Below are 26,262 nucleotides of genomic sequence, written 5' to 3'. Positions count from 1 at the left end.
TTACATGACGGGGCACAACGACTCGGCGGACAACCAGGAGACGGCGTGAGGCCCTCGTGTATACACGCCCGTGTACCCACAGATTCAACGACTGTCCAGATAACTGATTAGTGTGGGAGTCATGGCCCGAACCGGCCGACGACAGTGCCCTACAAGATCCACGCAGGGGGCTGCATCAGGCGCGGGGCGGCGCGCAAAAGCGGAGCGCGGGAGTCAGTACTCGACGTGCTCCCACTCGTCGATGGTCTTCGTCAGGTGGCCCAGGTGGTTCCGCGCGAGCTCCTCGCCCACGTTCTCCGCCAGCGTCGGTCCGAACACCTCGCGACATTCGTAGCAGTACGCCACCAGCACGGTGTAGCGGTGCGGGCCCGGCTCGGGCGGTTCGGGCGGGTCCATCCTCGGGGTTCTTCGGCGCCGCATCAGCACACCTTCTCCTGCATCGACTCGAGTCGGTCGACGAGCTCGTCCACCTGCTCGCTACTCAGTGAGACGAACAGCGCCTTCTCGTCGCGATCGTCTGGCCGTATCGACAGCTCGACCTCGGCGAGGTTCGGGAACCCAACCAGGTGGATGCGAGCGTCGCTCTCCGTTTCGAGGAACGCCATCAGGCCGCCTCCTCGAGCTCATCGCCGTGCTTGTCTTCTACTGCGTGTGTCGTCATTGCTGTAACATATCGTCTACCGTTGCGGTCAGCGCCCTGTAGATCGCGACGCAGAGCAGGAACCCGCCGAGCCACACGATGAGTGCGGTCAGCAGGTACGCCACTACCACTTCACCCCTCCACCTGATTGCTGCGACGGGCCGCGCATCCTATCGCACCTGGAAGCGCGCCCACGTCTTCTCGGAGCTGAGCGCCGGCTTCGTTCGAACCCACACTTCACGAGTCTCCGTCAGCAGCTTCGCGTACGTCGGGCACTCCTCGACTTGCAGCACGACCATCGGCGCCCGGTACGGCGCGTCGGTCACGTACACGTTCTGCACGTTCTCGACATCGACGACGTCCATCGGATGCATGTAGTCGTCACCCGCGCCTTCGCCCTCTTCTTCGTCCCACTCCATCGACGCCTGCGTCACCATCGTGCACAGGACGTCCATCGCGGCCTCGACGAACGAGTCACGGTACTGCTCCTCGGGCACATCCTCGGCGATCTTCACCTCGGCGATCTCCTCGAGCGCCCGCGCCTTGCGGTCGGCGATGTCGGCCATCAGGCGGCCCCCCGAATCTCCGCCTGGCGATCCGCGACGTCTTCTGGGAACACCATCGTCGACGACCACTCGGTCGGTGGCGTCTCGTCGCACTCGGGGCACGAGCCGTAGTGCCGCTTCTCGCCGTGCTCCGCGCCGCAGTGCCGGCACAGGAACACGTAGTCGGTGCGACCACCATCGCTGGTTCGCGCCGCCTCGCGCATGTTCGCCCGCTCGCGCAGCCCTTCGGCGTGGACTCGGCGCATCACGCCACCTCCTCGACGTCGGTGTCGAAGACCCAGCCACGGCGGTCGGGTCCCTCGATTCGCAGCATGCGCTTGTCGTAGTGCGTCTCTTCGTCGACGACCTCGCACTCGACCCCGTCGTGCACGACGGTGGCCATCAGCGGTCACCTCCCGACCGCGCGCAGTCGCCGTGTTCGACGCCGGCCTCGCACGCACCGCAGAACGCCCGACGGCGTGCTTCTGCGAGCCAGGGCGACATCAGCGCACCTCCTCGGCGAGGTCACGGATGCGACGCAGCGCCTCGTTCTTCGAGTCGACGTCGAACATCTCGATGCCGTCCTGTGCGAGCTGCTCGATGTCTTCGAGCGCGTTCTCGTAGCGCGAGTGCTCGCGCTCGACCTCGAACTCCTTCCCGACGCTCATCAGAACCCAGCCTCCTCGAGATCCGCGGAGATCATGCGGTACTCCTCGAGCAGCCCTTCGACGCGGCGCTTCTGGCGGTTCAGGTACAGCATCTTGTCGCCCAGCAGCTCGTCCAGCATCTCGACCGCCAGGTCGACGTCTTCGAGCGAGCCTTCGTCTTCGTCGACGAACTCGAGCTCGGCGGCTACGTCAGCGGCGGTCATCTCGACGCCTGAGACGAGGTCGTACAGGTCGACCGCGTCTTCGACGATCGTCGCCTCCATCTCGTCGAGGTGTTCTCTCGCGCTCTCGGCCTCTTCCGGTTCGTACAGACTTGCCATTGCGTTGTCACTCTCCATTCGGGTGGGCCAGTTTTCCTGACCTACTTCTTCTTTGGTGGGGTGCGATAGTAAGTGTTTCTATTATCTGACATGCGTGTAATCGCGTGACGTGGGCGAGGTCGGCGGCGCGCGTGCCGGGTTTCTGCGACGTGGCGCGCTGGGTCCGTTTCGGGTAGAGCGTCGCGTGTGAGTGTGTGACGTGAGCCCGGGATAGGCTCCAGGAGATAACAGGAACGATCGGGCCCGGGATAGCGCGAGAACAGTAACGAGCTCTGGGATAGCGCGACGGCGATAACGAGAGCCCTTCCCGGACACCAGATCCGCTCTGGTCATGAAAAGCAGCGCAGGGGACTTCGTCTGGGGTCATGGATCTGCGAGCTCGAGGTCATAGCCTGAAGACAGGGATAGGCTCGACAGGATAACGAGCACGGCGGGGTCGCGCGCGAAACCGGTAGTCTCGTTGACAGCGCACGTCACAGGGATAGGCGTGTAACGGTAACGAGCACTCCGCGCAGGTGCCACCACCAGTTCGGGTATGGAGACAGACCGCCAAATATCGCGTCGAAAAGCATCGTAAGGAACTTCTCCAGTCGAAATCAGGGGCTACGAGGCTCGTATGTGCCCAATTCATGGGTTTCCAAGTGCCCACAGAGTGTACGTAGGAGGCTCGTATCCACTGTTTAGCGGTCTCTCAAAACGAGAATCTCGCGAATTTGCCCGCTAATCTATCCTATCCAATTCCACCTCCATCTATCGATTCTCCCTACCTCAGCAAATCGAGTCAGTCCTCCGGACAGGTACGCAACCCAACTTGCGCCTATTCCCACTCAGTTGGTACTACTCAGCCTCACTTCGTTCGGCTAAAACCGCCGCACCGCACCGAGTTACGCCATGCCGAGCATATCCGGCGCCCATCTCGCCCAGATCGACTCCTCTCCATCCGTGATCTCGAGACAGTTCGAGTACCAGATCTCGTGGGCATTACCATCCTCGATCGGCATTTCTCTGGCGTTCCCTCGGCTTACGAGCGTCTCCGCGCACTGGGCGCACGCGAGGCGCACCTGGCCTCGATCCAACCGAAGCCATGTCTCGGTGTTCCTGTATGCCAGATCCTCGTCGACTCCGAGAATACAGGACGCGTTGAACCGATTACACAGCTCACAGACGGGCATCAAGTAGTGCTACGCACTATCCAGGTCATACCAGTTTTCCCACATCTCGCTCACGCTCAAGGATCAGTCGAAACGCCCTTCGAAGAGGAAGGGCGGGCGTGGAACGGAGTGTCGGTCCGACGCTGGAAACGCCGGCATCAAAGCGGGCGGAGGACCCGTTTGACATGCGTAACTACTCCGTTCCACTACATAAACATTTCGCACTCATTCGCATTCCAATCGTCCCATGTAAGCGCCCTGAGAGTCGTACTAACGTATACTAAACTTAAATCTTTGGCTCATTCTGGTCTATATGGTCAATCCAGGGCGGAGCCGTCAGGCGGTCGCCCTGGCGATATGGTCTATCTGGGTCAATGCCGCGAACCCCCGTAACATGTCACGGGTTTGTGCACGTACATATGTGCGCGTACGTACGTACGTGCAGTACTTCTTGACATGTACATCCTCTCAACCACCTGCTCGCCCAGCCGATTGTGGTGGCATTCAATCCTGAGTGCTGATTGCCTGGAGCTCTGCTTCCAATCCTCTCACGTCCCCAGGATCATCCAGCCTGTCCCGATGCTCGTGGATCGCGTGCAGGATGAACCGGGCGAGCTCCGGCGTCACGTCGATCTCGGTTCGTCCCATGGCGTCGATGACGTCCTGTCCAGTGTACGTCCGGCCGTTGATCTCCTCGGTGTATCCGCCAACGAGCAATCCCAGGTAGAACGATCGTGAATCGTCGAGTTCCATACTGCGTACTCCTTCTGCTGGCACTTCAAGGTCAGTACATATTGACGTCGTCCCGTACGTCCGGACGCGAGTCCGGAAGCTTGCCGCTCTCGACTCGACCGTGGCACCTGGAGCAGAGCGCGATCAGGTTCTCGGGGTAGTGAGCGTCTTCGATTCGAGGGAACAGTCTCGCCTTCACTTTGTGGTGGACGTGGATCTTGACTCCGTTCTCATCGTCCAGCGTCTCGGGATCGTGTTCGCGTCCGCACCCCTGACAGGTGTAGTCGCATCGCTCGAGCTCGCCCAGTCGTGCAGCGTCCCAGGTCGGACCGTAGTCGACCATCACTTCTTCGCCAGTTTGAGCCACTCGTATCCATGTTCGACGACACGGAGCATCGAGTAGAACCAGATGACCATGCCGATCTGGGCTTCGATGGGTGTCATTCGATTACGGCCCGTCCACAGCGGAAGCACTCATCACCGATGATCTCGCAGCCGAAGGTGATGCAGAACTCGTGCTCGGACGATTCTGATGGCATTCGAACGGATCGGGCGTCGAGGTAGGGGTACAGGCTGAAGGGGACCATGCGGGTGTTGGGGTCATGTCAGTTCTCGTTCAGATAGCCGATGTCCTCCACCGTGGCGAAGAACATGTCGTTCGGGTTCCCGGGTCGCTCGACGTCGACCATCTGGAACACGCCGATCCGTCCGCTGTCCATCTGGATGCCGAACATATCGCCTTCTCGGGCGCGGGGTGTGAGCCAGCCGTACACACGCCGGTCTGGGTAGTTAGCGAAGACGATTCGGTGACCCCAGGTGCCGTCGCGGGGGAACACCCCACGAAGCTCGACCGAGGAGGGGACTTGAGGCACTCCGTCCTCGCCCGTTGGGTAGTCGGTGTCCGCAGCGTCGAGTCCATCATCCGGCGGAAGGCCGAATAGCCGCCGTATCCGCTTGATCATTCGTTGTCAGCCTCCGAGGGGTGGGGGTCATGTGCTTGGGACTCGCCCGTCGGCTGACTATCGATCGTGATCGTCATCGGCGCGATCCTGGCCGAGTCGAGTGTTGCACCGCACCGGTTGCATGTGGCTGGACATGGGAAGTTGAACTCGACGTCGTCCTCGGTGATGATCCCACACGTGGGGCATTCACCGATTTCCGCTCCTTCGTCGACGGTGAGCTCACCCATGGCGCTCGATCTCCCATTCGACGTAGGCCGCGATCATGATCATGAACCGGAAGTACAGGATCGGGCTCGCCAGGAGCGCGATCGCGAGGCCGAGGAACAGGCCAACCACGCCGCTGAACAGGACCCCCGTGACCCCGCCGACGACGATCCAGAGGAGCAGGAACGCGCCGCCGGTCATGGCTGCTGCTGCGAAGATGATCTCGTCGTTCGAGTCGAGCAGCGCCCGATGGCTGTTACGCATGCTCGTCTCCCAGGTCGCTTGCGTGCCCGTTGATCAGTGCTCGCTCTTCCGCGTCGGTGAGGGGCTCGCCGTCACGGTGGCCGTACTTCTTGACGTGCTCTTCCCAGCTGAGTGGTTCTGGCGGTGGTGGCATCTCGGCCAGCCGTCCTTTCGCAAGCCCGTACTCCTCGTCTGGGTTCCGGTACCTGTGGATGGCGACGCCCAGCATCACGACAAAGCCGATACCGACCAGCCCGTGTCCCATCGCGACTGTGATGACGATGCCGGCGAAGCCGATTCCGATAGCGATCCCGTCCCAGAGGGCGATCCACCGTTGGGCGTCGACGTACGCTCGTCGGCCCTCCGGTTCCAGGTCGTCGAGCTCGACGTCGGCGTTGATCAGCCTACTCACCATCGGCTTCCTCCTGGAGGAACTCGACCGCGTCTCGCAGGGTCGACGACATGATGTCGTGGTTCCCGAGCTCGAACTGGCTGATCGTCGTCTGTGTTGAACCGACGGCGGTCGCCAGCTGGGTCTGTGTTACGCCGAGATCCCGGCGGAGCATCCGTAGCTCGTCGGGGGTCGGGACGCGATATCCATCGATTGTGGTGGCATGTACTGGATCTGTCTGTGCTTCACTCATTGTCTTCTTCCTCTTTGATTGTCTGTAGCGCGTAGTTGGTCGCCTCCAGCCGGTTGAGGAGCTCACTCATCGTCGAACTCCGTGATCACATCGCGGACGCGAGGTGCGTTCTTGTCGGCGAACTTCACCCACGGGATGGTCGCCGCCCGTTCGAGCAGCTCTTGCGTGATCGCGAGCTCGAGATTGTCGTCGTCGACGAGGTGGTGACTGGGCTTGACCCAGACGACCAGCGGGATGTACTTCTCGGCGACGAGCCGGCGGCGCTTCTCCGCCTCTCGGATGTGGTAGTCCTTGAACGGGTCACCCATCGGTCTCCTCCCAGTCGAACGCGTCGACGAACAGGTCCGTGTACTCCTCGACGAAGTCCATGAACTCGTCTTCCCGCCAGACCGGTGGGAAGAACGAATGGCACTTCAGGTGGATCTGGTAGAAGCCGAGCTCTCCCCAGTGGGGATCATACCCGAGCTTCACGTCGATCTCGTCCTCTGCTTCGACGTCGGGGATTCTGTCGGGGTCGAGCCCGTACTCATCCACTTCCTCGTCGATGATCTTCTGGCGCTCGGCCCGGTGTCGAGTCCGGGGCAAGTCCGCCTGTCGGAGGATCTCCTCCATCGTCTCACGGATCTCGTCGGCCGTGTACTGTTCCTGTGAGAGCAGGCCAAGCCGGAGCTCGAAGTCGTCGACGAGTCCGTCTTTCATGGTGGCGCTACTCTTCAAGTCCTCGTGGGGTGCCTTCGGAACGTCGAGCCGGAAGTCGAGCGAGACTTTCCCACTCGGGTACTCGTACCGGTGTCGGTCGTAGATTCTACTCATTGGCTTCCTCCTGGGACATGTCCCGGATCATCCGGCGGGCCTTCCAGCTACAGCTGCTGCACAGGTCCATCGCCGACCAATGGCCACCGATCTTCCCTTTCTTATCCGCCCAGAGCCGCCAGATGATTGGCGGGCCGAGCAGCCAGCTGAAGAACCGGTACCTGAGCGGGACGAAGATGCGGGCCGAGTCGCGGCCCTTTCTGACTTGCCCGCTCGGGAGACCGTGCGTTTTCTTGATCTCCGAGTCGCAGATGTCGCAGTGACGCCGTCTACTCATTGGCGATCACCCGCAGGTCTGCACTCATCAGCAGGTCGTCGTAGTCGGTCTTCGCGGGCTCTTCCACACGGGTGACGAACGCTCTGAGCTCGTCCCAGCCGACCGTGTTCGGAAGGTCCCACTTCGCTTCCTCCGGGTCCTCTTCGAAGAACCGGCGCTCATCGTAGTGCGATTCCCCCTTGTCAGGGTACTTGTGCTTGGCGAGGACGTACGCCGCGTCTGCGACACTGATCTCGAACACTTCACCGTTGTCGAGCGCGATACGGATGCGGTCATCTCGTGCCATCAGCTCCCTCCGAAGAAGCCCGCCCACAGTGCGAGGATGCACAGGGCGCCGACTACGTTTCCGTTGGCGAGGCATCCGATGAACACGATCGGCGAGGCCAGGAGCAGACATCCGGCCATCGCCGCAGCGAGCGGCGTCATGATGATAGGAGCCCGATCAGGAGCAGGATCAGTCCGAGTGCCACGCCGACCTCGGGGCCGAGCAGCCACGTGACGAAGATAACGATCAGTATCCCGCCGAGGATTGCTCCCATCTTACTGCTCCTCCTGGCGTTCGATCTCGGCACGACCACGTTCGAGCAGTTCGTCGACGATGGTCGCGACCTCCTCGTGGACTACTTCATCGGGCACTTCTCCGACGTAGTCGAGCGCGAGCGCGAGGTGCACACCCGGCTGGCCGTGCGTGTACGACCCGGTCGATGCGGTCACTCGCTCTGGCTCATCGTAGATGTCGATCGGTACTCCTTCTCGTTCCGTTCTCGTTGTCGGGTTCATTGTTCGTCCTCATCGTCGTCGACTCGTTCGATCGCCACGATGGTGGCATCCTGGATGTCGAACGTGCCGTCTACCATTCGCTTGACCGCGGACTTGGCGACCGTTGCCGCAGCGTTCATCGTCAGGTCGTGGAGATTGTCGTCTGGGTTCTCGAGCTCGACCTCGACTGTCGCGGTGAACTTACTCATCGCGTCCCCACTCGAGATCGCCGTTGATGTCGTCGATGTTGAACCGGATGCCGCAGTCGTCACACGACACGCTCGCGATCCGCTCGGTCGCCATGAAGCCGCCGACGTTCTCCGAACCGCAGGAGATGCAGTGGTTGAGCGCGTACTCACACATCCTGCTCACCCGATACGATCGCGTTGATCCGCAGGGTCGTCTCCGGCGTGACGAGGCCCTCGGCCATGACGAGCTTGCGCTTGGCGCGGCTCATCCCGACGTAGATGACTCGGCGCTCTTCGTCCGAGATCGTCGAGCCAGTCATGCGGTAGGCCGGCGCACCGTGTTCGGTGTCGTCGACTTCCATGTTGCGAAGGATCGTCCCGGTCGAATCCGTTCCGAGGATGACCGTGTCCGCCTCCTTCCCCTTGGCCGAGTGAATGGTCCCGATGCGGACCTGCTCCGGAACCCGGTCAGTGAGACCGTGTCGGAGGTTGCCCGCGATCGCGTTCGTCTGGTACCAGTTCAGGTCCGAGTCGGCCTCTCGCTTGCCGCAGCGGTCGAGGTACCAGAGACAGAACTGCTTCTGGTCGAACGACGGGACCTTGAAGAAGTCGAGGACGTCGACCGCCTCGTACTCGGGCTCGTCGACGAGGTACTTCACCATCCCGGGGTTGCTCGCGTCGATCATCCCCTCGTCGGCCACTTCGATCAGGCGCTTCACCTCATCGGCGGTGAGTGTCTCGCCGTTCCAGACGGACGCGAGGATGTCGCGCATCTTCACGACGGTCCCGTTCCACGTGTTGTACGTGGACATGTTCTTGTACGGGATGCCCTGGTCGTGGAGCGTCTTGCGGAACTCGTCGATGTGGAACTTGGCGCGGAACAGGATCAGCGTGTCATCACTCTCGGTGATGTGTTCGCACACCTGCGCCGGGTACGGATTCGAGAGGGCGACGAACTCTCCTTCGTCGTCCACGGGCTCGATATCCTTGTCCTGGCGGACGTCGACCTGCTCGATGCAAGCCTGACACGCACTCCAGACTTGCGCCGGAATGCGGTACGTCTTCTCCAGGACGTCGACGTCGCCTTCCTCGCCGAGCAGTTGCTCGGGGTCGGCTCCCGCCCAGCCGTAGATCGCCTGGTCGTCGTCGCCGCCGAGGAAGACCTTCTCGCATGCCAACTTCTGGCACAGGTACCAGTCCCACTGGAGGTAGGTCAGGTCCTGACACTCGTCGACGTACATGACCGGCTCGTCGATGAACGCCGGGTGGTTCCGAATCGCCTTGGGCGAGAGGTCCTCGTCCCAGCGGCACGTTTCGAGGTACTCGCGATCGCTCTCGATGTCAGGGTCGCCGTATCCGCCCTCACGGAGGACGGAGACGCACTCCTGGACGACACCTTCGATCATGTCGTCGAACTCGAGCTTGTCGTACTCTTCTTTGAACGTGTTCCAGTCGTGGAGAAGCATCTCCAGGTTCTGGTGGCCTGTCCAGTCAGCGGGACACTCCGGGTGGTCCTCGGGGCCGAGCCGGTGGGCGTTGAGCCAGCTGTTGATCTGGAAGAACGCGTTGCCATCGGCGACGCCCTCGGAGCCCATCAGGTCGTCCGACCCGTCGTCGTACTCGAACTCGAGGTTGTGGCGTTCGCACCACTTCTTCTTGTTTCGCCAGCTGACGAGCTGACCGTTCTCGACGCCCATCTTCTGATAGGCGTGGCTGTGAATCGTTCGGATCTGTTTCTTGAGGTCCTTCTTGGGGATGCCCAGCATCTTCTTGAGCCGAGTGGCGGCCTCATCGACGCCAGCTTTGGTGAACGTCACCAGGAGCTGCTCGCCGAGACTGTATTCGTCCATGTGCTGGACGAACAGGCCGTCGATCTCGAGCTCCGGGTTCCCGACCACGGCGGTCGTCTTCCCGGTGCCAGGGCCCCCGATCACTTTCGTGACCGTGAGACGGTCCTCAGGGGGTAGTTTCTGATTCTGTGACATGGGTAGCTGTTGCTCAGCACACATCCGGTCTACCGATTTGGTCCGACACTCCGGTTCCGTATGTGTGGTTCTTGATAGGAAGGGTGGAGTATTAAAATTTCTGATAGCTACAGATGTTTGGTACGTTCACAGTGCGCTCATCAGAAGCCAGAGGAACGCCGCGACCGCGGCCAGTATCGAGAAGAACATCGACCCGAAGATATCGCGGTACACGACCAGGACGAACACCGAGTAGGTGAACAGTACGATGCTCAGGAACGACCAGAACAGAGTTAGTTCGTTCATCAGTCGGGCTACGTACCATGGTGAACATACCAGTTTTCCTGAACTTCTCGGGCACCCGCTGGTGGTGGCATGTCAGAGTCGAGATCTGTGAGGGAGCTTCGGATCTTTCACGTGGATTCATGGAGGATGGAGGCGGCTGGAGACCGTTGCTGGACGGGCGAGGGCGGCGCGTAGAACCGGTAAGCGGGACGACGTGAGTGGTTGGAGGGGTTGCGTCAGCGACGGCCTGGAGATGGCTCGTGGTTCGTCGAGGACTCCTCGAGATAGAACCTGAGTAGTCTGGCGATCTGGTCAGCGTCGTCGCGTCCACTCTCCGTGTATGCGGTGTGCTTGCTCTGGATCGCATCTCCGAGCATCTGGCGAACCATCCATCGGGGCATCTCCATCTCGACCAGGTCGTCGCTCATGACCACGTCCTCAGGAGATCGTCGGAGATATCACTCAGCTCGTGATCGGTGAACGGGTCTCCTCCATCGAGATGGTCATCTAATGCGATACCGTATCGTAGCGATAGTTCTCTCCACGTTGCTGGGCCCTTCTTACTTGGTCCGTCTGAGTCCGCACCGTACTGATCGACGATCTCGTGGGCAAAGACCGTGTAATCGTTTTCATCAGCACGATAGAACACGAGGTACATGTCCCATTCCGTTGCGGCCTCGACAGCACGGGTAATGAACGACGCTTTCCCTCGGTGGGCGTATCGTTTCGCGACGACCACATAGTGCTGTCTTCGTCGGGAGAGCCACATTCCAACCATCCCATCGTCATCGGTGATCGAACCTCTGACTCTGAACCCACGGCGTTCGAGCCGTTCTACTGCGGTGGGGAGAATCAGGCTCATCCCCATGCCCCCAGGCCGGTCTGCTCGGTCCCAGTGATGATGTCGTCCCAGGAGAGCCCGAGCGGTTCCGTGATCCGCTCAATCGGGCCCTTGAGCGTCTTGTCCAGCTGGACATCCCAGTCGATGATGAAATCGTCCGGGATCTCCTCGGGGTACTCGAAGCAGATGGCGCCCTCCTTCGGGTCCTTGCTGGCGACCTCCTGCTTGAACTGGCGGTACCAGTCGTCGCGTTCGAGCTCCCACTTCCGGCGCCGCTCGATTTTGAAGTAGAACTGGTCGAGGACGCGCTCGAGGTAGACCCGCTTCGGCTTCGATCCCTTCCCCAGGTTCGTCCCCAGCAGCAGGTTCGCGTAGATCGCGCCCTTGATGTGGACGTTCGGCGGGTTGTAGCCCTCCAGCTTCTTGCCGATCCCGCCGGGGATACCGATCTCGTCGAGCGGGACTTCCTCGTTCTTCACCTTGTCGACCTGGTCCTTGATGTAGTCCCTGATGGCATCGACCTCTTCACCGCGGACGATCATGTCCAGGACTTCCTTCTGCGTCTCTTTGACGAATCGCGGGGTGTCCGAGCGTTTGTACTCGAACCCGGTGATGTCGACGGAGTCGACGTCCTTCCCTTCCTTCCAGGTGATGTGGCCGGCGTACCGCTTCTTTTTGCCGCCCTGGAAGTATCGCTTGTACAGCTTCTCGAACTCGATCTGGAACCGGTGTTCGTCGGCGTTGAGCGTCTCCGCGTACTCGTCGTAGCGAGCGTTGATCTCCTTCTCCAGCTGGAACCCGATCTCGATCGCCTCCTCCTTGGAGACGTCTTTCCCGAGCTCGAGCATGACCGAGTCAGTGTCGCCGTACGTCACTTCCCAGCCCAGGTCTTCGACGACCTCCTCGGTGAACTGGATCACGCCCCGTCCGGTGGCGGTGACCGCGGCGCCCATGTCCTTGTCGTAGAGGCGGAACTGCTCCCACCCCAGGACACCGTACAGGCTGTTCATCACGACCTTCACCGCCACTTGCTGGCGATCGAGGCGCTTGTACGCATCCGAGTCGGGGTGGTGCTCGTCGCGCTCGGACTTCTTCGCTTCCCGCTCGCCGAGGAGCTCGTCGACGATCTCTCGGATGATTCCGTCCGGTTCCTTGCGGAAGTGGAGCCCGTTCGGTGACTCGTAGGTGTCTCCCTCGTACACGTCGGGGTCGACCGACGTCTCGGGGGAGAGGTTCATCGAGACCATGCACATCGGGTACAGCGACTTCAAGTCGAGTACCGCCACCATGTCGGCGATACCACTGTACGCGTCGAATACAGCGCCGCCACTGTATTCCTCGGAGTCCTCAGAGCCCTTCGACGGGAGGACGAATCTCCCACGCGCTTTGTGCAGGATGTACATGTCGCAGACTTCGTTCGCGACGATCGAGTCCTCGATACGGGAGCCGACGAACCGGCGTTGCGAGTCGATGTACTCGATGGTCTCCGTCTTCTTGTCGATCTCGACTGTGAGCACGACGTCTTGGAGCGAGTACTCGAGCAGTTTGTCTGGGTCCTCTTCCCACAGGTCGCCGATCTTCCCAGTGTACGTCTCCTTGCCGAAGCCGACCACCTTCTGACCGATCGCCTCGAGCCGGTAGCTCTCCTCTTCACTGAAGTGCGTGAACTTGTACGCACGGAGCAAGTCGAAGACGACGCGGCCCTTGATGTTCGGCACGTCGCGGCCGCCCCACACCTCATCGATGCGTGAGAGGCGATCTCTCGAGAGATTCCGCATTGACGTGGCGTCGAGCTTCTTGAGCCGGTCGACGATGTACGGCATGTCGAAAGGGATGTTCCACGCCGTCATCAGGTCGGGATCAGTCTCCTCGACGTAGTCGAGGTACTCATCCAGCATCTTCGCCTCGTCCGTGTACGACCGGAGTGAGACGGTCCCCGCGTCCTGGTCGGTGAGTAGCTCGGCCTTCCGGTCGGGGTCGAGCTCCTGGTCGGCGTTCTCCTTACACCACCATACGATATATGATTCGTCGTACGAGTCGTAGGTGGTGAAACAGAGGATCGGCTCTTCACCCTTCTCGGGGAAGCCGTTCCGATCGTTCACCTCAATGTCCACGTGGTGGATACGGAGCTCCGCCTCTGTAGGCGGCGTGCATGGCTCGATCTCTTCGGGGCTATCGAACGTGTGATGCGTCCCACGATCGGGGATCAGCATCCCGTCCTTGAGCTCGTAGTCGACCATGAGCCGGTTCGGGAACACGACGTCCGCCTCGTAGTGTTCGTAGTCGTCCCTGATTCTCGTGACTTCCTTCGGGATGTGCGTGTAGACCCGAGAGAGCTCACGACCGCGGATGGATGTGTACCCTGGCTGGACCGATACGATCTCTTCTGAGCCGAAGCCGGGCTCTTCGGTCGCCTCCGTCGGGATGTAGAAGTACGGCTCGTGACCGTACACGTCGACCTGATGGACGATGTTCTCTGCATCACGACCGAAGATGTGCATCACCGGCTCCGGCGTCTCCCCACGAGTGGTCGTGGTGGTGTAATCGACCTGCGTGATCAACATCGGCTTCATCCCGGAATCCTCCACGGGTGTAACCTCGATGTCGGCCGTGTCAGGGTGGGAGTCATGGCCCGAGGAGCTCGTCGACACCGGTTCCTCGGTCATAGGAACACCGCCCCGAGTATGAGGCCGATTACGGTGCCACCGAGGAGCATCACCAGGTCATTGATGAAATACCGCACGAGAGTGACACGGCGAGGGTTGATGAGGGATGGCCGTTTCATGATTGAACGACCTCAGCGTCAACGGGGTCGATCGCGGTGATTCGCAGAATCGCCTCTCGTGCTTTCGATTTGATCGTCGCGCCAGTCATGACCGTGACCATCGTCCGCGGGGTCTCCTCGTCGACGTCGTCGTCTTTCGCGACCAGGAGGACGACGTTCGCGGGTTCGAAGTAGCGCGCTTCGTCACAGTAGAGCCCGTGGTCGCCGGTGATTGACTCGGCCATGTTCCAGGCGATGATCGGGCCGACTCCGGGCGAGTCCGTCCACTGACTCCAGCGCGTCCAGGCGTGGATGCTCATCTCGATCCACTCCAACTCGTCGGCCGGCGGGATCTCCTCACGCATCGGAGAAGACTCCTTCCGGCGGTGTCCGCTCCATCGTCTCGCAGCACTCCTCCGCACTGATCCGCATCCGCATGTCGTGTTGCTCGAGCTCTTCGGAGAGGAACCGTGCCCCGTCGGAGCTGATCATCTGCTTGAGCTCGGCGAGCGTCAGCGAGTACATCGTACACGCATCAGCGTAGTCGAACCAGCGACCGGCCTCGAACGAGTGGCCGCAGGGCTTGACCATGACCATCTCGTCGACTTCTTGCACCGGGGTCTCCGATCCCGGGTACTGGGCGTCTTCCGGCGTCACGTCGGGAAGGTCGATCTCGGGAGCATCCCGGTACCAGTAGCGTGTCCGTTCGATGCGGTCGAAACAGTAGGGACAGTACCGCGGGGTTCCCATCACACATCACCTCCTGTGCCACCATCAGCGGTTGCCGTGAGCCGAAGCTGAACCGTATCATCCGAACATGCCGGACACAGTCCGGTATCCCAGTGCTCGGTTCCGTCCGAGATCTCCGCGCACTCGCGACACACGTCCTGGCCCGGTTCGAGCTCCAGGATCTGTCGCAAGAGCTTGTATTCGATATGGCGTTGACGATTCGCACCAATTGAGCTATCTTCAAAGCCGGCGTTCCGCCGATTCGCCAGCATTCTCTTTATCTGACCATTCGTCTTCATAGATCTATCACATACTACCTCCGTTCCACGCCAGTAGCCCAGAGGTTAGTGTATAGAAATAGTCATCATACTGTAATAAATGTTACTGGTTAGCAGACCTACCAGCTCTCTGATGTTGAAAAACGGAGGAACCTTGACCAGTCAGCAGTACCCAACCTGTCGTCGCTCAGGGAGTCGTCGTCAGAACCCACCCGGGTCGACGAGCCGGACGAACCACCGATTTGTCATGGCCTCGCGAGAGGTATCGGTGGTTGAAAACGGGGCTCCGGCGTCGCCGTCAGTGCTTGGCACCGCCATCGTATGGTAATGGGTGACGCACGTATATACCAGTTTTCGAAACTTAACAGGTACCGTATCTACCGTGTCGAAGGTAGGGGGTATGGCCCGAAGACCCCGGCGTCGGACCCCGATTAGGCGCTCAGGATCTTATCCAGTGAGTCGGCTTCGTCCTTGTCAGCCCGGAATCCCTCGAGGCTGGGGAACCTGAGTGCGTACGTTCCGTCGTCGTTCTCCTGGAGCTCGCGCCACGATACCTCGACGATCTTGTCGATGATGTCGTCCCGCTCCTCCCATGGAATGCCGCTGTGACCTTCCATGCCACCACCGACGTGACCGACCGGTACCCCATCTTCTGTCTCCAGCTTCATCCCGCCGACCTTCCCCGCGTTGCTGTTCTCCCCCTCGTGGACCGCCGTGATGCGAAGCTCGACGTTCTCCTTGGTCGGGATCATCTTCCGCCAGTTGGGAGATCGGCGGTCGAACTCGTACGGCGCGTCGACGTGCTTCACGACCGCGCCCTCGAGTCCGTCGTCGAGGAACGACTGATAGTACTCGTTCAGCTTCTCGTGCGTGTCGGGCCGATACGTGGGCGCTACGTACTCCTGCTCTGGGCCGAACAGCACCCGCAGGAGATGAATCCGGCGAGAGGCGGTCTCGTTCGAGAGATCACCCGGGTAGGTAGCGCACACGCCGCCACCGTACACGAGATCGAAGAACTTGAACTCGACATCGATCTCTTGCTCGTCGACAGCCTCCTGGCGGCCGAATCGGGTCATGATCGCCTGGAATGGCTGACGCTCGCCGTCCTTGTACGGAATGGCTTCGCCATCGAGAATCCAGTCTCCAGTGGCGAACACGTCGTCGACGAACTCCCGAAGTTCCGGGAGCGACTCGTCGACGCGATTCGCGTTCCGGCTGAACGCCCGACGGAGCTCACCGTTCTTGATGTGGACGAGGATGCGAGCACCGTCGTACTTGGGCTGGATCATCCAGTCGCCATCCGGGTCTGGTGGCACCTCCTTGGACTTCGCTAACATCGGGAGGAACGGGTGGCCGACTCCAGGCTCGGAGCGTGGGTCCGTGTCTGGCGACGTCAGCTTGTGGCACAGCGTCGTTACGTCAGGGTTGAGCGATAGGAGCTTCCGGTGCTCATCGTAGCCATTCTCGATCGCGAGCGTCTTCACGACCGATTTCTCCCCGACGCCGAGGCTCACACCTTTCTTGCCGAGCATGGCGTGGGCGACCCACTTGGGCGAGTCGTAGCCGAGCATCTCTTTCATGCGGCGCTTCTGCTCGGGACCGCTCGTTCGCCGCAGGTACTCCAGATCGTCGTAGAGCTCGCCCAGCGTGATCTTCCGCTTCAGGGTCAGCGTGTTCGTCTTGAGATCGACGTGACCGATCGCGCTCGGGAGATCGCCGTACTCTCGCTCCAGGTCGCGGAGCTCGTCGTGGGTCACGTCGAAGCAGGTGGTCGCGAGCTTCCGGAGCGACTTCTTCCCGACGCCGATATCGTCGAAGGGCTTTCGCGTCAGAAGTGCGATAGCACCGGAGAAGTGCTTGCTACTCGGGTTGATGTCCCTGAGCGCACGTAGGATAACGTCGTCTTTCGATTTCTCGCCGGCCTGGAGCTCTTCAAGATGCGCTCCAAACTCCGTCAAGTCCATGTATGTATATTGACGTGTAAAATGGTTAAGTGTTTCTTCGAAAGCCCTGGCCCGGATTCAAACCGGGGTCCTCCGCGTCTGCTGCGCGGTGCGTAGTCACTCGGCCACCAGGACACAGTACGCCCGACTGGAATTGAACCAGCTTCCCCTCCGTTATCAGCGGAGTGCTCTACCAGTGAGCTACGAGCGTGCAGAGTGGACGAGCAACGTCTACAGTGGTGTGAGATCGTTCTCGTCCCGGGGGACGTGGATCTTCCCGCACATGAAGCAGCGGAAGAAGTATCGCCGCGTCCCCTCGATGCCGACCCGTCCGCGTTTTCGTACCATGGGCCCGCCACACATGTTACACTTCATACGTATCCTACGTATAGCACGTATATCACAGTTCTGGTACTTCACGCCCCTGGACGGATTCAAACCGCCGACAACTCGGCTTCGAAGGCCGATGCTCTGTTCGGGCTGAGCTACAAGGGCACATACTCCTGGTCGGATTCGAACCGACGACTCTCCGCTTAGAAGGCGGATGCTCTGGCCGCTGAACTACAGGAGCGATACTTCCGCTGGTGGTGGCACCTGATCAGGAGTCCTCGTCGGGGAGGTCCATCAGGAGCTTCGCTTTCTCACCGGGCCCCCACGACGGATCGGGGTGGCCGGGATCGAGCCGGTCGACCCAGCCGAGCTCCTCGAGCTCGTTGAGCGTGGTCTTGACGTACTCGTACTTGCCCGGGTCGACGGTGAAGTCGCCGATCGTGAACTCGCGCTGCTGATAGAGGAGCTCGACCATCTCGTCGAAGATCTCCGTTGACTGCGGTGCCATTATGTCTGGGTCACCCGCGGGTGATGGATAAGCGCCACGTTGCCCGTCTCACACGTGATACTCTGGGTGCTACAGGCGTCCCGTGTCACACGCATCCTACGCGTGAGCCGTGTATCACGTATCATGTATCACCGCGTCGCGGCCATGTGGTCGAGGACGTATCGACCGCCGCTTCGAGCGAGCTCGACGCTTGGCATCATCCGGTGGTAGCGGTCGTGCATGAACTGGACTGCTTCCGTCCACTTCAGCCCGCGCCGGACGGCGATCGCGGCCGTGCACGTACAGGTCGATCTCGACATGCCGGCGTGACAGTGGACGAAGACGGTCTCGCCGTTGTCGATCGCCTCGACCACTGTGTCGACACCGCGCTTGAACTCCTCGTAGTCGTGGGGACCGTCGTCGATGTCGATGTGCGTGTACGCCATCGAGTCCGGGAGGTTGTCGTCGACACGGTTCTGACACACCGTCACGACGTGATCGATACCAAGGTCAGCCAGTGGCCTCGTTCTGGCGTCTTGGATGTCGCCAATCCAGAGGCTGTCTGTTAGTCTGTCCATCATTGGGTGGGTCGGATTCGAACCGACGACATTTCCCGCTCCCAAAGCGGGCGCGATAAACCAGGCTACGCGACCACCCAGCGGCCAAGCTCTACCTCGGTGGGGAATACCACTTACCGCCAGCGCCAGCGCAAGGCGTCGACGGCTATTCATGTGGTGACGAGGGCCATCCGTCACCCCCCATGTACTCGGCGTGATTCGAACACGCAGCCTCTCCCGTGCCACGGGAGCGTTCTTCCAGTTGGAACTACGAGCACTCGGACCCGCTCAGTACCCCTACCCAGCGGGTCGCAGTGGGACAGGCGAGACTTGAACTCGCAGAACCCCGCGTGCCGGGGGTCACCGACTGGGACCCTGTCGGTCCGGCTTGCGCTGGTCTGTCCCCAAGGTCCGGGAGTGGGGATCGAACCCGCATCTCGACAGTCACAGTGTCGAATCTTCTCCAGTTAGACGATCCCGGACACGAGGTGGCGGGTGCGGCTGTGTGCTCTAACGTCTGGGTGCACGTCGATGCCCATCCGGGACCCTCAGCCCGCCGTCTGGTGGGGTCCAACCGCATTGTCCCGAGGGGAATCGAACCCCCGATCTCCGCCTCCAGAGGGCGGCACGTCTCGCCAACAGACGCCGCGGGACTGCTGCTCCGTGATCCTCACGCCGTGGAGCACCCGGCGGCCGGTTTCTTACTCTCGGGGCCGACGACCTCAGTCGCGTGTTTTCCTCGACCGCGGTGGTCTCAGTCAGGGCGTTACCCGTCCATCCCGGATGTCGGCGGGGATTTCGTCGCCGAGTGGTCGGGGCCACGGACAGCCCCTGAGTGGTTCTGACGGGAATCGAACCCGCGACCTCCACGCTGAGAACGTGGCATCTCTCGCCAGCGGAGACTCCAGAACCTATACGACGTACTGCTCGACGTCGTAGTGGTCGAACAGACGCGCTCGCCAGTCGTCGTACTGTCGCTGCTTCAACGTCGACTGGAGCCCGTACTCGTCGAAGAACGGGACCGTCACCAGGACGTGATCGGCGACACTTTGGACGGTGTACTGCGCCAGGTCGTTCCGGCCGTCTCCCTGCGTGGAGAGGCACACCGACCCGACGCCGAGGAACTCGTGGATCTCCTCGAGGATCAGAACATCGTCAGCGTCGAGACCGATGCAGAATCGGAACGATGGTCTCGCATCGTCGTTGAGCGAGACGTTGAACGACCCTTCACCGGCGACGAAGCCCGAGATGAAGTGAGCGAACGCGTCGTCGCGGAACGAGGGTCTGTTCTCGACATCGATCCGCTCGATGATCCCAGCGTCCTCGTGGCGAGCGATACCGATCGCGTTCGCCTTCTTCATCACCGCTTCCCTGGTCCGACCGAGCTCGGCGGCGAGATCGTCGATCGATCCTTTCGGGTACTGTTCCCGAAGCATAGCCAGCTCGTCGTCAGACCAGATGGTGGACATCTGCGTTACTTGAAATATCACGTCGGTGGTACTTCAACTAATCGCATGCCCGAGTAGTCCCCAGCGGATTCGAACCGCCGTCAACGGCTCCAAAGGCCGTTATGATTGTCCACTACACCAGGGGACTTCGGTCGGGACCACCGCTGTACAGTGGTGTCTCCGTCCTCTCCCGGATTACGCGGGTGGTCCGAAGCTAAGACCTACGATGGTCCCTTGCTCGTTTTTGCGTGACGGTAGAGAGCCAATCTACCGAGTGCGACAGCCCGGAATCGAACCGGGATCTACGGCTTGGAAGGCCGCTATCTTACCATTGGACCACTGACGCTGAACGGTGGTCGTGAGCCTTACTCGAACTCGATCTGGCTCACGTCGGGCTGCTCCGGGAGTCCGTCGAGCGGTTCCTCTCCCTCGTAGCAGCAGTTCCAGGACCGCATGACGGCGACGTATTCGAGCACGTCCTGGTCGACGTCTCGGGGGATCAGCGGGACCCGTCCGCCGTCGACGATCCGGTGCCAGCCGTCGATCACGAACTCGTCGCGCGTGACTTTTCGCTGGGTGCTACAGGACTTGCAGATGCCCTTCACGTACTCGCCTTCCGGTCCGATCATACGCGTGGTTTCCACCACGTCGTCGAGTCTGTAGTCGGTCATGGGTTGTAGACCGAGCGCGGCGTCCAGCCGCACCCGGCTAACCCAGGAGATCGAGCGACTCCCGGTGCTCCTCGATTAGGCGCCGGACGCGCTCGTCGTACGAGACATCCGGTTCTGGTCGGGTGACCATATGCACGGTACCGGATTCGAACCGGTGTCTCCTCGATGGCATCGAGGCGTGGTTAGCCAGACTACACTAACCGTACGATACGTGTGCCCTGTGGGACACACCATTCCACGTACTGCGTGCGTGTCCGGTGGGACACGTGCCATACGTGTGATGCTCTCGAAGGGAATTGAACCCTCGACCTCGAGATTGAAAGTCTCGCATCTCTCGCCAGCGGAGACTCCGAGAGCAGGGTGAGGCGACCATCTCGGCATTCGTGCGGATTACGGCAATGACCTTTCTCCGCGCCGTGGGATTTCAGGCCGCCTCGATAGCGGGAGACGGATTCGAACCGTCGACGTCCGCCTCATGAGGGCGGTGCAATGGGCCAGACTATGCTACCCCGCTACAGGTGAGGGCCTTTGGGTATCCGGGGCCCCAGTCCGGTTCTCGATCGGCTCCATGGCCGTGGCACGCCTCGGCCTTGGACGCACCCATGATGTTCACGACGACTCTCGAGCAGGCCGCCGTGCCCGGCCAGCAGTTTCGCTGGTCCGGGAAGCGCCGAGTACGGGACTCGAACCCGTGTCCGTGGCGTGACAAGCCACGATGATAGCCACTACACCAACTCGGCTCGGGGGCGTGGATCTCGGGCCGCCCGACGCCCGGCATGTCGACAGACAGGAACTGAATCCTGATGTCAGACGATGGAAGTTGTTTGTACGAGGCATCCACCCTCGAACCGTTTACGCTCCAGACGGGTCGCCAGTCCGGAGCTGACGTCCCTCGCGAAGGGCTACGGTCACTACCCAAGGGGCAACGGAACCGGCTACTACCGGTGTTGAACCCCGAGTCCGTTCACCAGGATTCGAACTTGGAACGGCTCGCTCTACAGGCGAGTCTCACTCCCACGTGAGCTTGAACGGGTGAATGGGTTAACTGGCTACCCGGTCGACCGATGAGTCTGAACACGGGTCACTTCTCGCCAGCACCCAAGGACGAGAGCCGGGATTTGAACCCGAACTCAGGAGTCTCGTACTCCCAGCTCTTCCACTGAGACTTACTCTCGTCTGATTTGTATAGCGCCGCGTGCTTCCTCCCCTCGTCAGGGTATGTCGCGGGGGCGCTCGAAACCGTCGACGGGTTCTGTTGACTGTTCGCGTCCCAATACTGGTTTGTGGCTCGGCACTACCGAGTCAGTGCGGCTCAGGACGCAGGCCGCGGAAGGCTTCGGAGGGACTCGAACCCCCACACTCGATCTTACGAGGATCGCGCTCTCCCGAGTTGAGCTACAAAGCCACACGGAGGCATCTTTCAGCCCCTCGTGCGATGTCAGTGATGGTATCTACACGGTACAACGTCAGGTGAAGTCCTGACACCGATGACGGTAGCGACCCGTCTTTGTCTGGCCGTCGGATACGGCACAGAGGGCCGAGCGGGATTCGAACCCGCGATGTGTCTGGATTAAAAGTCCAGTCTCGCATCCTAATCGCGAACTTCGGCCCATAGCAGCTTGCCCTGGACGATACGGGCCATATGAGGCGGTATGCTGCATATCCGCCCGGGACTATTCTCACTCCAGTCGTCCGCCTGGAGCCTTCGCCGACATTGGCTGATCAAGCCGTCGACTCCGCGTCTAAACGGGATGTCCCTGAGAGGGCCGGGTGAGATTTGAACTCACTCTTGCAGAGTTAAGAGCTCTGTCCGTCGTCCGAGACTGGGCTCCGGCCCTCGTGGGTGTCTTGCGTGCTTCCCTCGCTGGGCACTTCCGATAGAGGACGTCACCGGCGGACCGGGTATGCTTCCTTACCGTGACCGATGTACCCGCGGAGATTCGAACTCCGAGCCTTCTCCTTGCAAAGGAGCCGTTCTACCAGATTGGAACTACGGGCACTTGCTTGCTAACGATCCCCCGAAGGGGGACCGGGGTCCCATTTCTCTGTCGGGCGCTTCCCCGACCGTTTCCTAACTGGTCGTGAGCTCACGGGACCGGGGGTGAGCTCGCGCCCGAGTTGGCGCGCGCGGATTCGAACCGCGGCCATCCTCGATGTAAGCGAGGCGGTCTACCAGACTGACCTACGCGCCAGATGGCTCCGTGGCCAAACGGAGCCGTGAGGGTAGATGGTCGAGATCGCACCTCGACCGGGTTCACCTGAGGGAACGAATCCCTCATTGCCACAGGAGGAGTCGAACCTCCCGTCTCCGCCATGTCAGGGCGGCGTCCGTCCCAGCGGACCGCGCGGCATCTCACAACTCCCACCGGGGAAGGGGTGGGCGTCAGCACCTCCCCAGGTGTGCGTTGGACCTATCCCACTCCCGCGGGCGGCCCAAGTGGACTCGGAAGGATTCGAACCCCCGTATGTCGCTTTGGAGGCGACCGTCGTAGCCAGACTGGACCACGAGTCCTGTTGCCATGTTGTTGTGTCTTATCCTTTACCTGATACGGTATTATAGTTTCTGGTATTCTGACATGCGCCCACTCTGGAGCGCCGGGAGAAGGATTCGAACCTTCCACGGTCAGATTAACAGTCTGATACCCCCACCAAGGGGGACTTCCCGGCACGAAAGAGTGCTGTCACTGTTGAGCTTTGACGCGTTCTGGCACTCCGTAGTGCCAGCATCGCGCCAGGGGCGGATTGCCGGGTGTATCCGCAGTCAGTGACATTGACGTATCAGAATAAATACGTCCATTCACCTTAAAGCTATCGTGCGACTGACACCCAATCGCACGACGGGAGCTGTACGTACATATGTGCGCGTACGTACGTACGTACAGGGGGTCTGACCTGTCTGGTCCGTGGACTGCGTGTCTGACGTAGGTTTAATATCCCACGGATGACCCGTGTGACACGGGTGATATGAGTGACGTTCAGACTTGCACTCGCGAACGCGAAGGGGGGCGTTGGGAAGTCCACGACGACGATCAACCTCGCCGGCGCACTCGCAGATGCCACCAACGACGTCCTGCTCGTCGACAGTGACCCGCAAGGGTTCCCGACGATCACACTCGGCTTTCGCGATTACTACGTGAGCTCGCGCGAAGATACGATGGGACAGATCCTGCGTGACGTCAACCGCTTCGACGAGATCAACGACGTGATCGTCGAGCACGAGGAATACGATCTCCTCCCGGCCCATGGGTCGTTCTTCGAGCTCGAGGACGACATGCACACGATGAACCGGCGTAACGAACGCCTCCGCCTCGCACTCGATGAGATCGAGCACGATTACGACTACGTGCTCATCGACGCGCCGCCGAATCTCGGGCCACTCTGTGATGGCGCACTGCTGGCCGCTGGGAACCTCCTGTTCGTCACTCGTCCCGACTCGATCGCGACGTTCTCGATGAACCTGATGCGCCGAGAGGTCGATGGACTCATCGACGAGTACCGTCGGCCGATCGACTACGCGGGGGTCGTCGTCAACGCAACCTCTCGCAACAGCATCAGCGAGGAGCGAATCGCCTGGTTCAACGAGAACATGGGCGAAGACCGTGTCTTCCAGGTCCCGGACACTGTCGCGATCGAAGGCGCGTTCGACCAGCAGCGGTCGATCTTCGGCTACGACCCGGACAATAATCACCGCGAGAAGAAGGCGACGGAAGTTCGCGAGATCTACGCGAGCCTCGCTGACCACCTGGAGACGAACCATGCCTGAAGAAGACGACGACGAGCTCGCCAGCATGATGAAGCAGCGCCATCGGCGTGAAGAGGACGACGGGGCGGAGCGTGAAACCGGTACGGACGCTGGTGGTGGCACTTCAGAGGAGTCGACTCGATCTCGGAGCCAATGTCCGATGTATCTGAGTGAGCAACTTCAGGGCGACCTCGATCGGACGTTCAAACGGTACAACGCCAAGCGGACGCTCGATGGTGACGACGAAGTGGAAAAGCACAAGCACTTCCTCGAGGGTCTGGTACGCGCCGGTCTCGACCACCCTGACCTGGACGAGTACATCATGGAGGAATACGAATCATGAACTGCAACACCTGCGACGCCGAGTTCGAACGATACGAAGCCGAATGGACCGACACGGACGACGGAACGACTGGTCTCCGACTGACGTGTCCTGGCTGTGGGGATCTTCTCCGACTCTACCCACTCGAATCCTCTCCCGTCCAAGAACCGCTTCCCCTCGTCTAACTGAGCCGATCGTCGATATCCGAGAGACGGGAGTTGCCTTCCATCCCGTCCATGACGAGCTCTTTCGGACAGCCCAGCTCGTACTCGTAGTGACGCCCACCGCTGACGCCTTTGTTCACTTCGCGAGAGGTAACTACGCCGTTGATCATCAAGTCGTTCAGCGTCGTATGAACCGTCCTGGGCGTCACTGTGTCCGCGTCGATCTGCTTTGCGAATCGTTCGTACCAGGCGTACACCTTGTCTAACTTCGCCGGGAGCTCGTGTTCTTCATCCAGCCTGACCATCGCGTAGCTCACGAGCGTTCCCTGGGACGAGAGGCCCTTCACCTCCTTCACGATCGCTCCTTGCTGAATCCCCTCCTCTGCTTCACGAACGTGACGCGCCTCGATGATCCCCTCGTCTGAGTCACGGGCTCGGTCGGCCGCTTCGTACAGGAGATCGAGTGCGGTGCGCGCGTATCCCGACCGTTGTGCAGCGAGCGCGGCTGCGAGTGGGATCACGTCGTCGGTGAGGACGCCGTCGTGGAACGCGACCCGTGCACGGTCCCGCATGATCGTCTGGAGCTCGTTTGCGTTGTACGGCGGGAAGTGGATCTCGCGGTCACACAGTGTCGACTTCGCCCGTGGGTCGAGCGTGTCCTTGAACGTCCCGTCGTTCGTGACGCCGATCACGCCGACCTTCGTGTCATCGGGGTCGACGTGGTTCGCCGAGTTGTCGTTGTTACACCGGGGGAGCTTGTACAGGATGTTGTCGTCGCCGCCGATGTTGTCGATCTCGTCGAGCGCGATCAGCACGTGGGACTCCTCGACGTTCTGGAGCTCGTCAAACAGCATCTGGTAGATTCGTCCCTCGGGGTAGCCTGTCGTGTTGATCTGGTCGCGATCAGTGCCCAGTCGGAGCTGGTTGACGAGGTGAGCGGCTACCTGGTAGGACGTGTTCAGGTCCTTGCACTCGAGGTGGACAGCCCGGAGACTCGGCTCTTCGAACCGTGAGTCAGCGTAGTCGAACTCATCGATGCTGTCCTGGATGTTCTGGAGAACGGCTTTGGTCCCAATCGTCTTCCCGACGCCAGTCGGCCCGTACACGAACACGTTTCGAGGACGCTTGTTCCGAACGACCTCCTTGAACTTGTTCTGGTACTCGGTCAACTTCTCGTCTCGCTCGAGTATCCGGTCGGGGTAGTGATCGCGGAGCGCGTCTTCGTTCTGGAAGATCTCGTCTTCGGGCGTGAGGCGCTCCATGGCGGCCCGTCCACACCCGAGACCATAAAACCCGAGGACCACCCCCTTCAAGTGTTTCATCTGTCCCGACACCCACCCCCCACTGTTTCAAGTGTTTCAGGTCGAACGTGGGGGACCCCCTCCACGGAGACCTATTCCAAGTAGAAACCTTTATCTCTCATACTCTAAAACCAAACCCGCAGTGGGGAAAACTCAATGCGGTGTGTTCGGATGTTGGTCGGAGAGCGCGTGAGGACGCGGGTTCCGCCTACCGCCACCCCCGTGTAACACTTGAAACAGTGGGGTGGGGGACCCCCGAGGTTCTGGTCTCGTCACACCGCCCGATCGAC

The 26,262-nt window shown here is 60.8% G+C and carries 37 protein-coding genes and 18 tRNA genes; 2 read left to right on the top strand and 53 right to left on the bottom strand.

The genetic code is table 11. The features are described 5' to 3' along the window. Positions 1-213: 213 nt before the first annotated feature. The 52 genes from HUG10_RS21075 to HUG10_RS20825 all read right to left on the bottom strand — a co-directional run bounded on the left by HUG10_RS21075 (position 214) and on the right by HUG10_RS20825 (position 22,955). On the bottom strand, positions 214-396 hold the full coding sequence (locus HUG10_RS21075) for a hypothetical protein (RefSeq protein WP_179171655.1): 183 nt from the start codon (positions 394-396) through the stop codon (positions 214-216). Between the two features lie 23 nt (positions 397-419). Beyond that, positions 420-605 (bottom strand): hypothetical protein, encoded by a 186-nt coding sequence (locus HUG10_RS21070; protein ID WP_179171654.1) that lies wholly within the window; start codon positions 603-605, stop codon positions 420-422. Between the two features lie 205 nt (positions 606-810). Further along, complete coding sequence (locus tag HUG10_RS21065; protein ID WP_179171653.1) at positions 811-1,206, bottom strand: hypothetical protein; 396 nt, start codon at positions 1,204-1,206, stop codon at positions 811-813. Further along, positions 1,206-1,451: a hypothetical protein gene (locus tag HUG10_RS21060; protein ID WP_179171652.1), complete on the bottom strand. Its 246-nt coding sequence runs from the start codon at positions 1,449-1,451 to the stop codon at positions 1,206-1,208. The genes HUG10_RS21065 and HUG10_RS21060 overlap by 1 nt, the downstream gene beginning before the upstream one ends. Next, the gene (locus HUG10_RS21055) at positions 1,451-1,588 is read right to left on the bottom strand and encodes a hypothetical protein (protein WP_179171651.1); all 138 of its coding nucleotides are present in this window, start codon (positions 1,586-1,588) and stop codon (positions 1,451-1,453) included. The genes HUG10_RS21060 and HUG10_RS21055 overlap by 1 nt, the downstream gene beginning before the upstream one ends. Positions 1,589-1,688: 100 nt before the next feature. Further along, positions 1,689-1,853: a hypothetical protein gene (locus HUG10_RS21050; RefSeq protein ID WP_179171650.1), complete on the bottom strand. Its 165-nt coding sequence runs from the start codon at positions 1,851-1,853 to the stop codon at positions 1,689-1,691. Next, entirely contained in the window at positions 1,853-2,173 is a 321-nt protein-coding gene (locus HUG10_RS21045) for a hypothetical protein (protein ID WP_179171649.1), read from the bottom strand. Before HUG10_RS21045 ends, HUG10_RS21050 begins: the two co-directional genes overlap by 1 nt. Before the next feature lie 884 nt (positions 2,174-3,057). Then, positions 3,058-3,345, bottom strand: coding sequence for a hypothetical protein (locus tag HUG10_RS21040; RefSeq protein WP_179171648.1), 288 nt, complete (start codon positions 3,343-3,345; stop codon positions 3,058-3,060). Positions 3,346-3,828: 483 nt separating this feature from the next. After that, a complete protein-coding gene (locus HUG10_RS21035; protein WP_179171647.1) occupies positions 3,829-4,077 on the bottom strand; it encodes a hypothetical protein in 249 nt (82 codons plus the stop codon). Between the two features lie 31 nt (positions 4,078-4,108). Continuing rightward, positions 4,109-4,399 carry an HNH endonuclease gene (locus HUG10_RS21030; RefSeq protein ID WP_179171646.1) on the bottom strand — a complete coding sequence of 97 codons (291 nt, stop codon included), beginning with the start codon at positions 4,397-4,399 and terminating at the stop codon, positions 4,109-4,111. A 262-nt stretch (positions 4,400-4,661) separates the two neighbouring features. Further along, positions 4,662-4,790: a hypothetical protein gene (locus tag HUG10_RS22070; protein WP_281375751.1), complete on the bottom strand. Its 129-nt coding sequence runs from the start codon at positions 4,788-4,790 to the stop codon at positions 4,662-4,664. 224 nt (positions 4,791-5,014) lie between these two features. After that, positions 5,015-5,245, bottom strand: a complete 231-nt coding sequence (locus HUG10_RS21025) for a hypothetical protein (protein ID WP_179171645.1) — start codon at positions 5,243-5,245, stop codon at positions 5,015-5,017. Then, entirely contained in the window at positions 5,238-5,486 is a 249-nt protein-coding gene (locus tag HUG10_RS21020; RefSeq protein ID WP_179171644.1) for a hypothetical protein, read from the bottom strand. The genes HUG10_RS21025 and HUG10_RS21020 overlap by 8 nt, the downstream gene beginning before the upstream one ends. Then, positions 5,479-5,880: a hypothetical protein gene (locus HUG10_RS21015; protein ID WP_179171643.1), complete on the bottom strand. Its 402-nt coding sequence runs from the start codon at positions 5,878-5,880 to the stop codon at positions 5,479-5,481. Before HUG10_RS21015 ends, HUG10_RS21020 begins: the two co-directional genes overlap by 8 nt. Next, a complete protein-coding gene (locus tag HUG10_RS21010; protein WP_179171642.1) occupies positions 5,870-6,109 on the bottom strand; it encodes a helix-turn-helix domain-containing protein in 240 nt (79 codons plus the stop codon). Before HUG10_RS21010 ends, HUG10_RS21015 begins: the two co-directional genes overlap by 11 nt. A 62-nt stretch (positions 6,110-6,171) precedes the next feature. Beyond that, on the bottom strand, positions 6,172-6,417 hold the full coding sequence (locus tag HUG10_RS21005; protein WP_179171641.1) for a hypothetical protein: 246 nt from the start codon (positions 6,415-6,417) through the stop codon (positions 6,172-6,174). After that, positions 6,410-6,922, bottom strand: a complete 513-nt coding sequence (locus HUG10_RS21000) for a hypothetical protein (RefSeq protein WP_179171640.1) — start codon at positions 6,920-6,922, stop codon at positions 6,410-6,412. Before HUG10_RS21000 ends, HUG10_RS21005 begins: the two co-directional genes overlap by 8 nt. A gap of 269 nt (positions 6,923-7,191) precedes the next feature. Beyond that, positions 7,192-7,485 (bottom strand): hypothetical protein, encoded by a 294-nt coding sequence (locus HUG10_RS20995; protein WP_179171639.1) that lies wholly within the window; start codon positions 7,483-7,485, stop codon positions 7,192-7,194. Further along, positions 7,485-7,625, bottom strand: a complete 141-nt coding sequence (locus HUG10_RS20990; protein WP_179171638.1) for a hypothetical protein — start codon at positions 7,623-7,625, stop codon at positions 7,485-7,487. Before HUG10_RS20990 ends, HUG10_RS20995 begins: the two co-directional genes overlap by 1 nt. 114 nt (positions 7,626-7,739) lie before the next feature. Further along, on the bottom strand, positions 7,740-7,979 hold the full coding sequence (locus HUG10_RS20985; protein ID WP_179171637.1) for a hypothetical protein: 240 nt from the start codon (positions 7,977-7,979) through the stop codon (positions 7,740-7,742). Continuing rightward, positions 7,976-8,167 carry a hypothetical protein gene (locus HUG10_RS20980; RefSeq protein ID WP_179171636.1) on the bottom strand — a complete coding sequence of 64 codons (192 nt, stop codon included), beginning with the start codon at positions 8,165-8,167 and terminating at the stop codon, positions 7,976-7,978. Before HUG10_RS20980 ends, HUG10_RS20985 begins: the two co-directional genes overlap by 4 nt. Next, entirely contained in the window at positions 8,160-8,321 is a 162-nt protein-coding gene (locus HUG10_RS20975; protein WP_179171635.1) for a hypothetical protein, read from the bottom strand. Before HUG10_RS20975 ends, HUG10_RS20980 begins: the two co-directional genes overlap by 8 nt. Next, entirely contained in the window at positions 8,314-10,131 is a 1,818-nt protein-coding gene (locus HUG10_RS20970; protein WP_179171634.1) for a UvrD-helicase domain-containing protein, read from the bottom strand. The genes HUG10_RS20975 and HUG10_RS20970 overlap by 8 nt, the downstream gene beginning before the upstream one ends. Positions 10,132-10,257: 126 nt before the next feature. Then, positions 10,258-10,416, bottom strand: a complete 159-nt coding sequence (locus HUG10_RS20965) for a hypothetical protein (protein WP_179171633.1) — start codon at positions 10,414-10,416, stop codon at positions 10,258-10,260. Positions 10,417-10,631: 215 nt separating this feature from the next. Continuing rightward, complete coding sequence (locus HUG10_RS20960; RefSeq protein ID WP_179171632.1) at positions 10,632-10,823, bottom strand: hypothetical protein; 192 nt, start codon at positions 10,821-10,823, stop codon at positions 10,632-10,634. After that, entirely contained in the window at positions 10,820-11,257 is a 438-nt protein-coding gene (locus HUG10_RS20955; protein ID WP_179171631.1) for a hypothetical protein, read from the bottom strand. Before HUG10_RS20955 ends, HUG10_RS20960 begins: the two co-directional genes overlap by 4 nt. Further along, positions 11,254-13,902, bottom strand: coding sequence for a DNA-directed DNA polymerase (locus HUG10_RS20950; protein ID WP_179171630.1), 2,649 nt, complete (start codon positions 13,900-13,902; stop codon positions 11,254-11,256). Before HUG10_RS20950 ends, HUG10_RS20955 begins: the two co-directional genes overlap by 4 nt. Before the next feature lie 115 nt (positions 13,903-14,017). Further along, entirely contained in the window at positions 14,018-14,365 is a 348-nt protein-coding gene (locus HUG10_RS20945; RefSeq protein WP_179171629.1) for a hypothetical protein, read from the bottom strand. Further along, entirely contained in the window at positions 14,358-14,750 is a 393-nt protein-coding gene (locus HUG10_RS20940; protein ID WP_179171628.1) for a hypothetical protein, read from the bottom strand. Before HUG10_RS20940 ends, HUG10_RS20945 begins: the two co-directional genes overlap by 8 nt. A gap of 688 nt (positions 14,751-15,438) precedes the next feature. Continuing rightward, positions 15,439-16,971: an ATP-dependent DNA ligase gene (locus HUG10_RS20935; protein WP_179171627.1), complete on the bottom strand. Its 1,533-nt coding sequence runs from the start codon at positions 16,969-16,971 to the stop codon at positions 15,439-15,441. 42 nt (positions 16,972-17,013) lie between these two features. Further along, positions 17,014-17,085 (bottom strand) — tRNA-Cys (locus HUG10_RS20930). Positions 17,086-17,089: 4 nt separating this feature from the next. Next, positions 17,090-17,161 (bottom strand) — tRNA-Ile (locus tag HUG10_RS20925). 208 nt (positions 17,162-17,369) lie between these two features. Continuing rightward, a tRNA-Arg gene (locus HUG10_RS20920) sits at positions 17,370-17,445 on the bottom strand. A gap of 3 nt (positions 17,446-17,448) precedes the next feature. Further along, a tRNA-Arg gene (locus HUG10_RS20915) sits at positions 17,449-17,521 on the bottom strand. 27 nt (positions 17,522-17,548) lie between these two features. Then, positions 17,549-17,788 carry a hypothetical protein gene (locus HUG10_RS20910; protein WP_179171626.1) on the bottom strand — a complete coding sequence of 80 codons (240 nt, stop codon included), beginning with the start codon at positions 17,786-17,788 and terminating at the stop codon, positions 17,549-17,551. Positions 17,789-17,916: 128 nt separating this feature from the next. Next, positions 17,917-18,345, bottom strand: a complete 429-nt coding sequence (locus tag HUG10_RS20905; RefSeq protein ID WP_179171625.1) for a dual specificity protein phosphatase family protein — start codon at positions 18,343-18,345, stop codon at positions 17,917-17,919. Positions 18,346-18,347: 2 nt separating this feature from the next. Then, positions 18,348-18,425, bottom strand: a tRNA-Pro gene (locus HUG10_RS20900). Between the two features lie 103 nt (positions 18,426-18,528). Beyond that, positions 18,529-18,602 (bottom strand) — tRNA-Ala (locus HUG10_RS20895). 558 nt (positions 18,603-19,160) lie between these two features. Then, a tRNA-Glu gene (locus tag HUG10_RS20890) sits at positions 19,161-19,236 on the bottom strand. Beyond that, positions 19,236-19,760, bottom strand: a complete 525-nt coding sequence (locus tag HUG10_RS20885; RefSeq protein ID WP_179171624.1) for an LAGLIDADG family homing endonuclease — start codon at positions 19,758-19,760, stop codon at positions 19,236-19,238. The genes HUG10_RS20890 and HUG10_RS20885 overlap by 1 nt, the downstream gene beginning before the upstream one ends. Positions 19,761-19,847: 87 nt before the next feature. Next, positions 19,848-19,920 (bottom strand) — tRNA-Gln (locus HUG10_RS20880). A 127-nt stretch (positions 19,921-20,047) separates the two neighbouring features. Continuing rightward, positions 20,048-20,118, bottom strand: a tRNA-Gly gene (locus HUG10_RS20875). A 19-nt stretch (positions 20,119-20,137) separates the two neighbouring features. Further along, on the bottom strand, positions 20,138-20,401 hold the full coding sequence (locus tag HUG10_RS20870) for a hypothetical protein (RefSeq protein ID WP_179171623.1): 264 nt from the start codon (positions 20,399-20,401) through the stop codon (positions 20,138-20,140). Positions 20,402-20,574: 173 nt separating this feature from the next. Continuing rightward, a tRNA-Gly gene (locus tag HUG10_RS20865) sits at positions 20,575-20,649 on the bottom strand. 75 nt (positions 20,650-20,724) lie between these two features. Continuing rightward, a tRNA-Glu gene (locus tag HUG10_RS20860) sits at positions 20,725-20,800 on the bottom strand. Between the two features lie 81 nt (positions 20,801-20,881). Beyond that, positions 20,882-20,957: transfer RNA gene (locus HUG10_RS20855), tRNA-Met, on the bottom strand. Between the two features lie 154 nt (positions 20,958-21,111). Then, positions 21,112-21,183: transfer RNA gene (locus tag HUG10_RS20850), tRNA-Asp, on the bottom strand. A gap of 591 nt (positions 21,184-21,774) precedes the next feature. After that, positions 21,775-21,848 (bottom strand) — tRNA-Thr (locus HUG10_RS20845). Positions 21,849-21,976: 128 nt separating this feature from the next. Continuing rightward, positions 21,977-22,054, bottom strand: a tRNA-OTHER gene (locus tag HUG10_RS20840). Between the two features lie 314 nt (positions 22,055-22,368). Continuing rightward, positions 22,369-22,443 (bottom strand) — tRNA-Ala (locus HUG10_RS20835). A 118-nt stretch (positions 22,444-22,561) separates the two neighbouring features. Beyond that, positions 22,562-22,635, bottom strand: a tRNA-Val gene (locus tag HUG10_RS20830). Between the two features lie 246 nt (positions 22,636-22,881). Continuing rightward, positions 22,882-22,955, bottom strand: a tRNA-Trp gene (locus HUG10_RS20825). Between the two features lie 456 nt (positions 22,956-23,411). Here HUG10_RS20825 and HUG10_RS20820 point away from each other — a divergent pair. Both HUG10_RS20820 and HUG10_RS20815 read left to right on the top strand, forming a co-directional pair. Continuing rightward, entirely contained in the window at positions 23,412-24,206 is a 795-nt protein-coding gene (locus tag HUG10_RS20820; RefSeq protein WP_179171622.1) for a ParA family protein, read from the top strand. Then, entirely contained in the window at positions 24,199-24,528 is a 330-nt protein-coding gene (locus HUG10_RS20815; RefSeq protein WP_179171621.1) for a hypothetical protein, read from the top strand. The genes HUG10_RS20820 and HUG10_RS20815 overlap by 8 nt, the downstream gene beginning before the upstream one ends. Positions 24,529-24,688: 160 nt before the next feature. Here HUG10_RS20815 and HUG10_RS20810 read toward each other — a convergent pair whose 3' ends face one another. After that, a complete protein-coding gene (locus HUG10_RS20810; protein WP_179171620.1) occupies positions 24,689-25,933 on the bottom strand; it encodes a Cdc6/Cdc18 family protein in 1,245 nt (414 codons plus the stop codon). Between the last annotated feature and the right edge of the window lie 329 nt (positions 25,934-26,262).

This window comes from Halorarum halophilum (assembly GCF_013401515.1).
Lineage (GTDB): Archaea > Halobacteriota > Halobacteria > Halobacteriales > Haloferacaceae > Halorarum > Halorarum halophilum.
The sequence above is the reverse complement of the archived record's forward strand: the minus strand, read 5'-3'. Positions and strand labels throughout refer to the sequence as shown.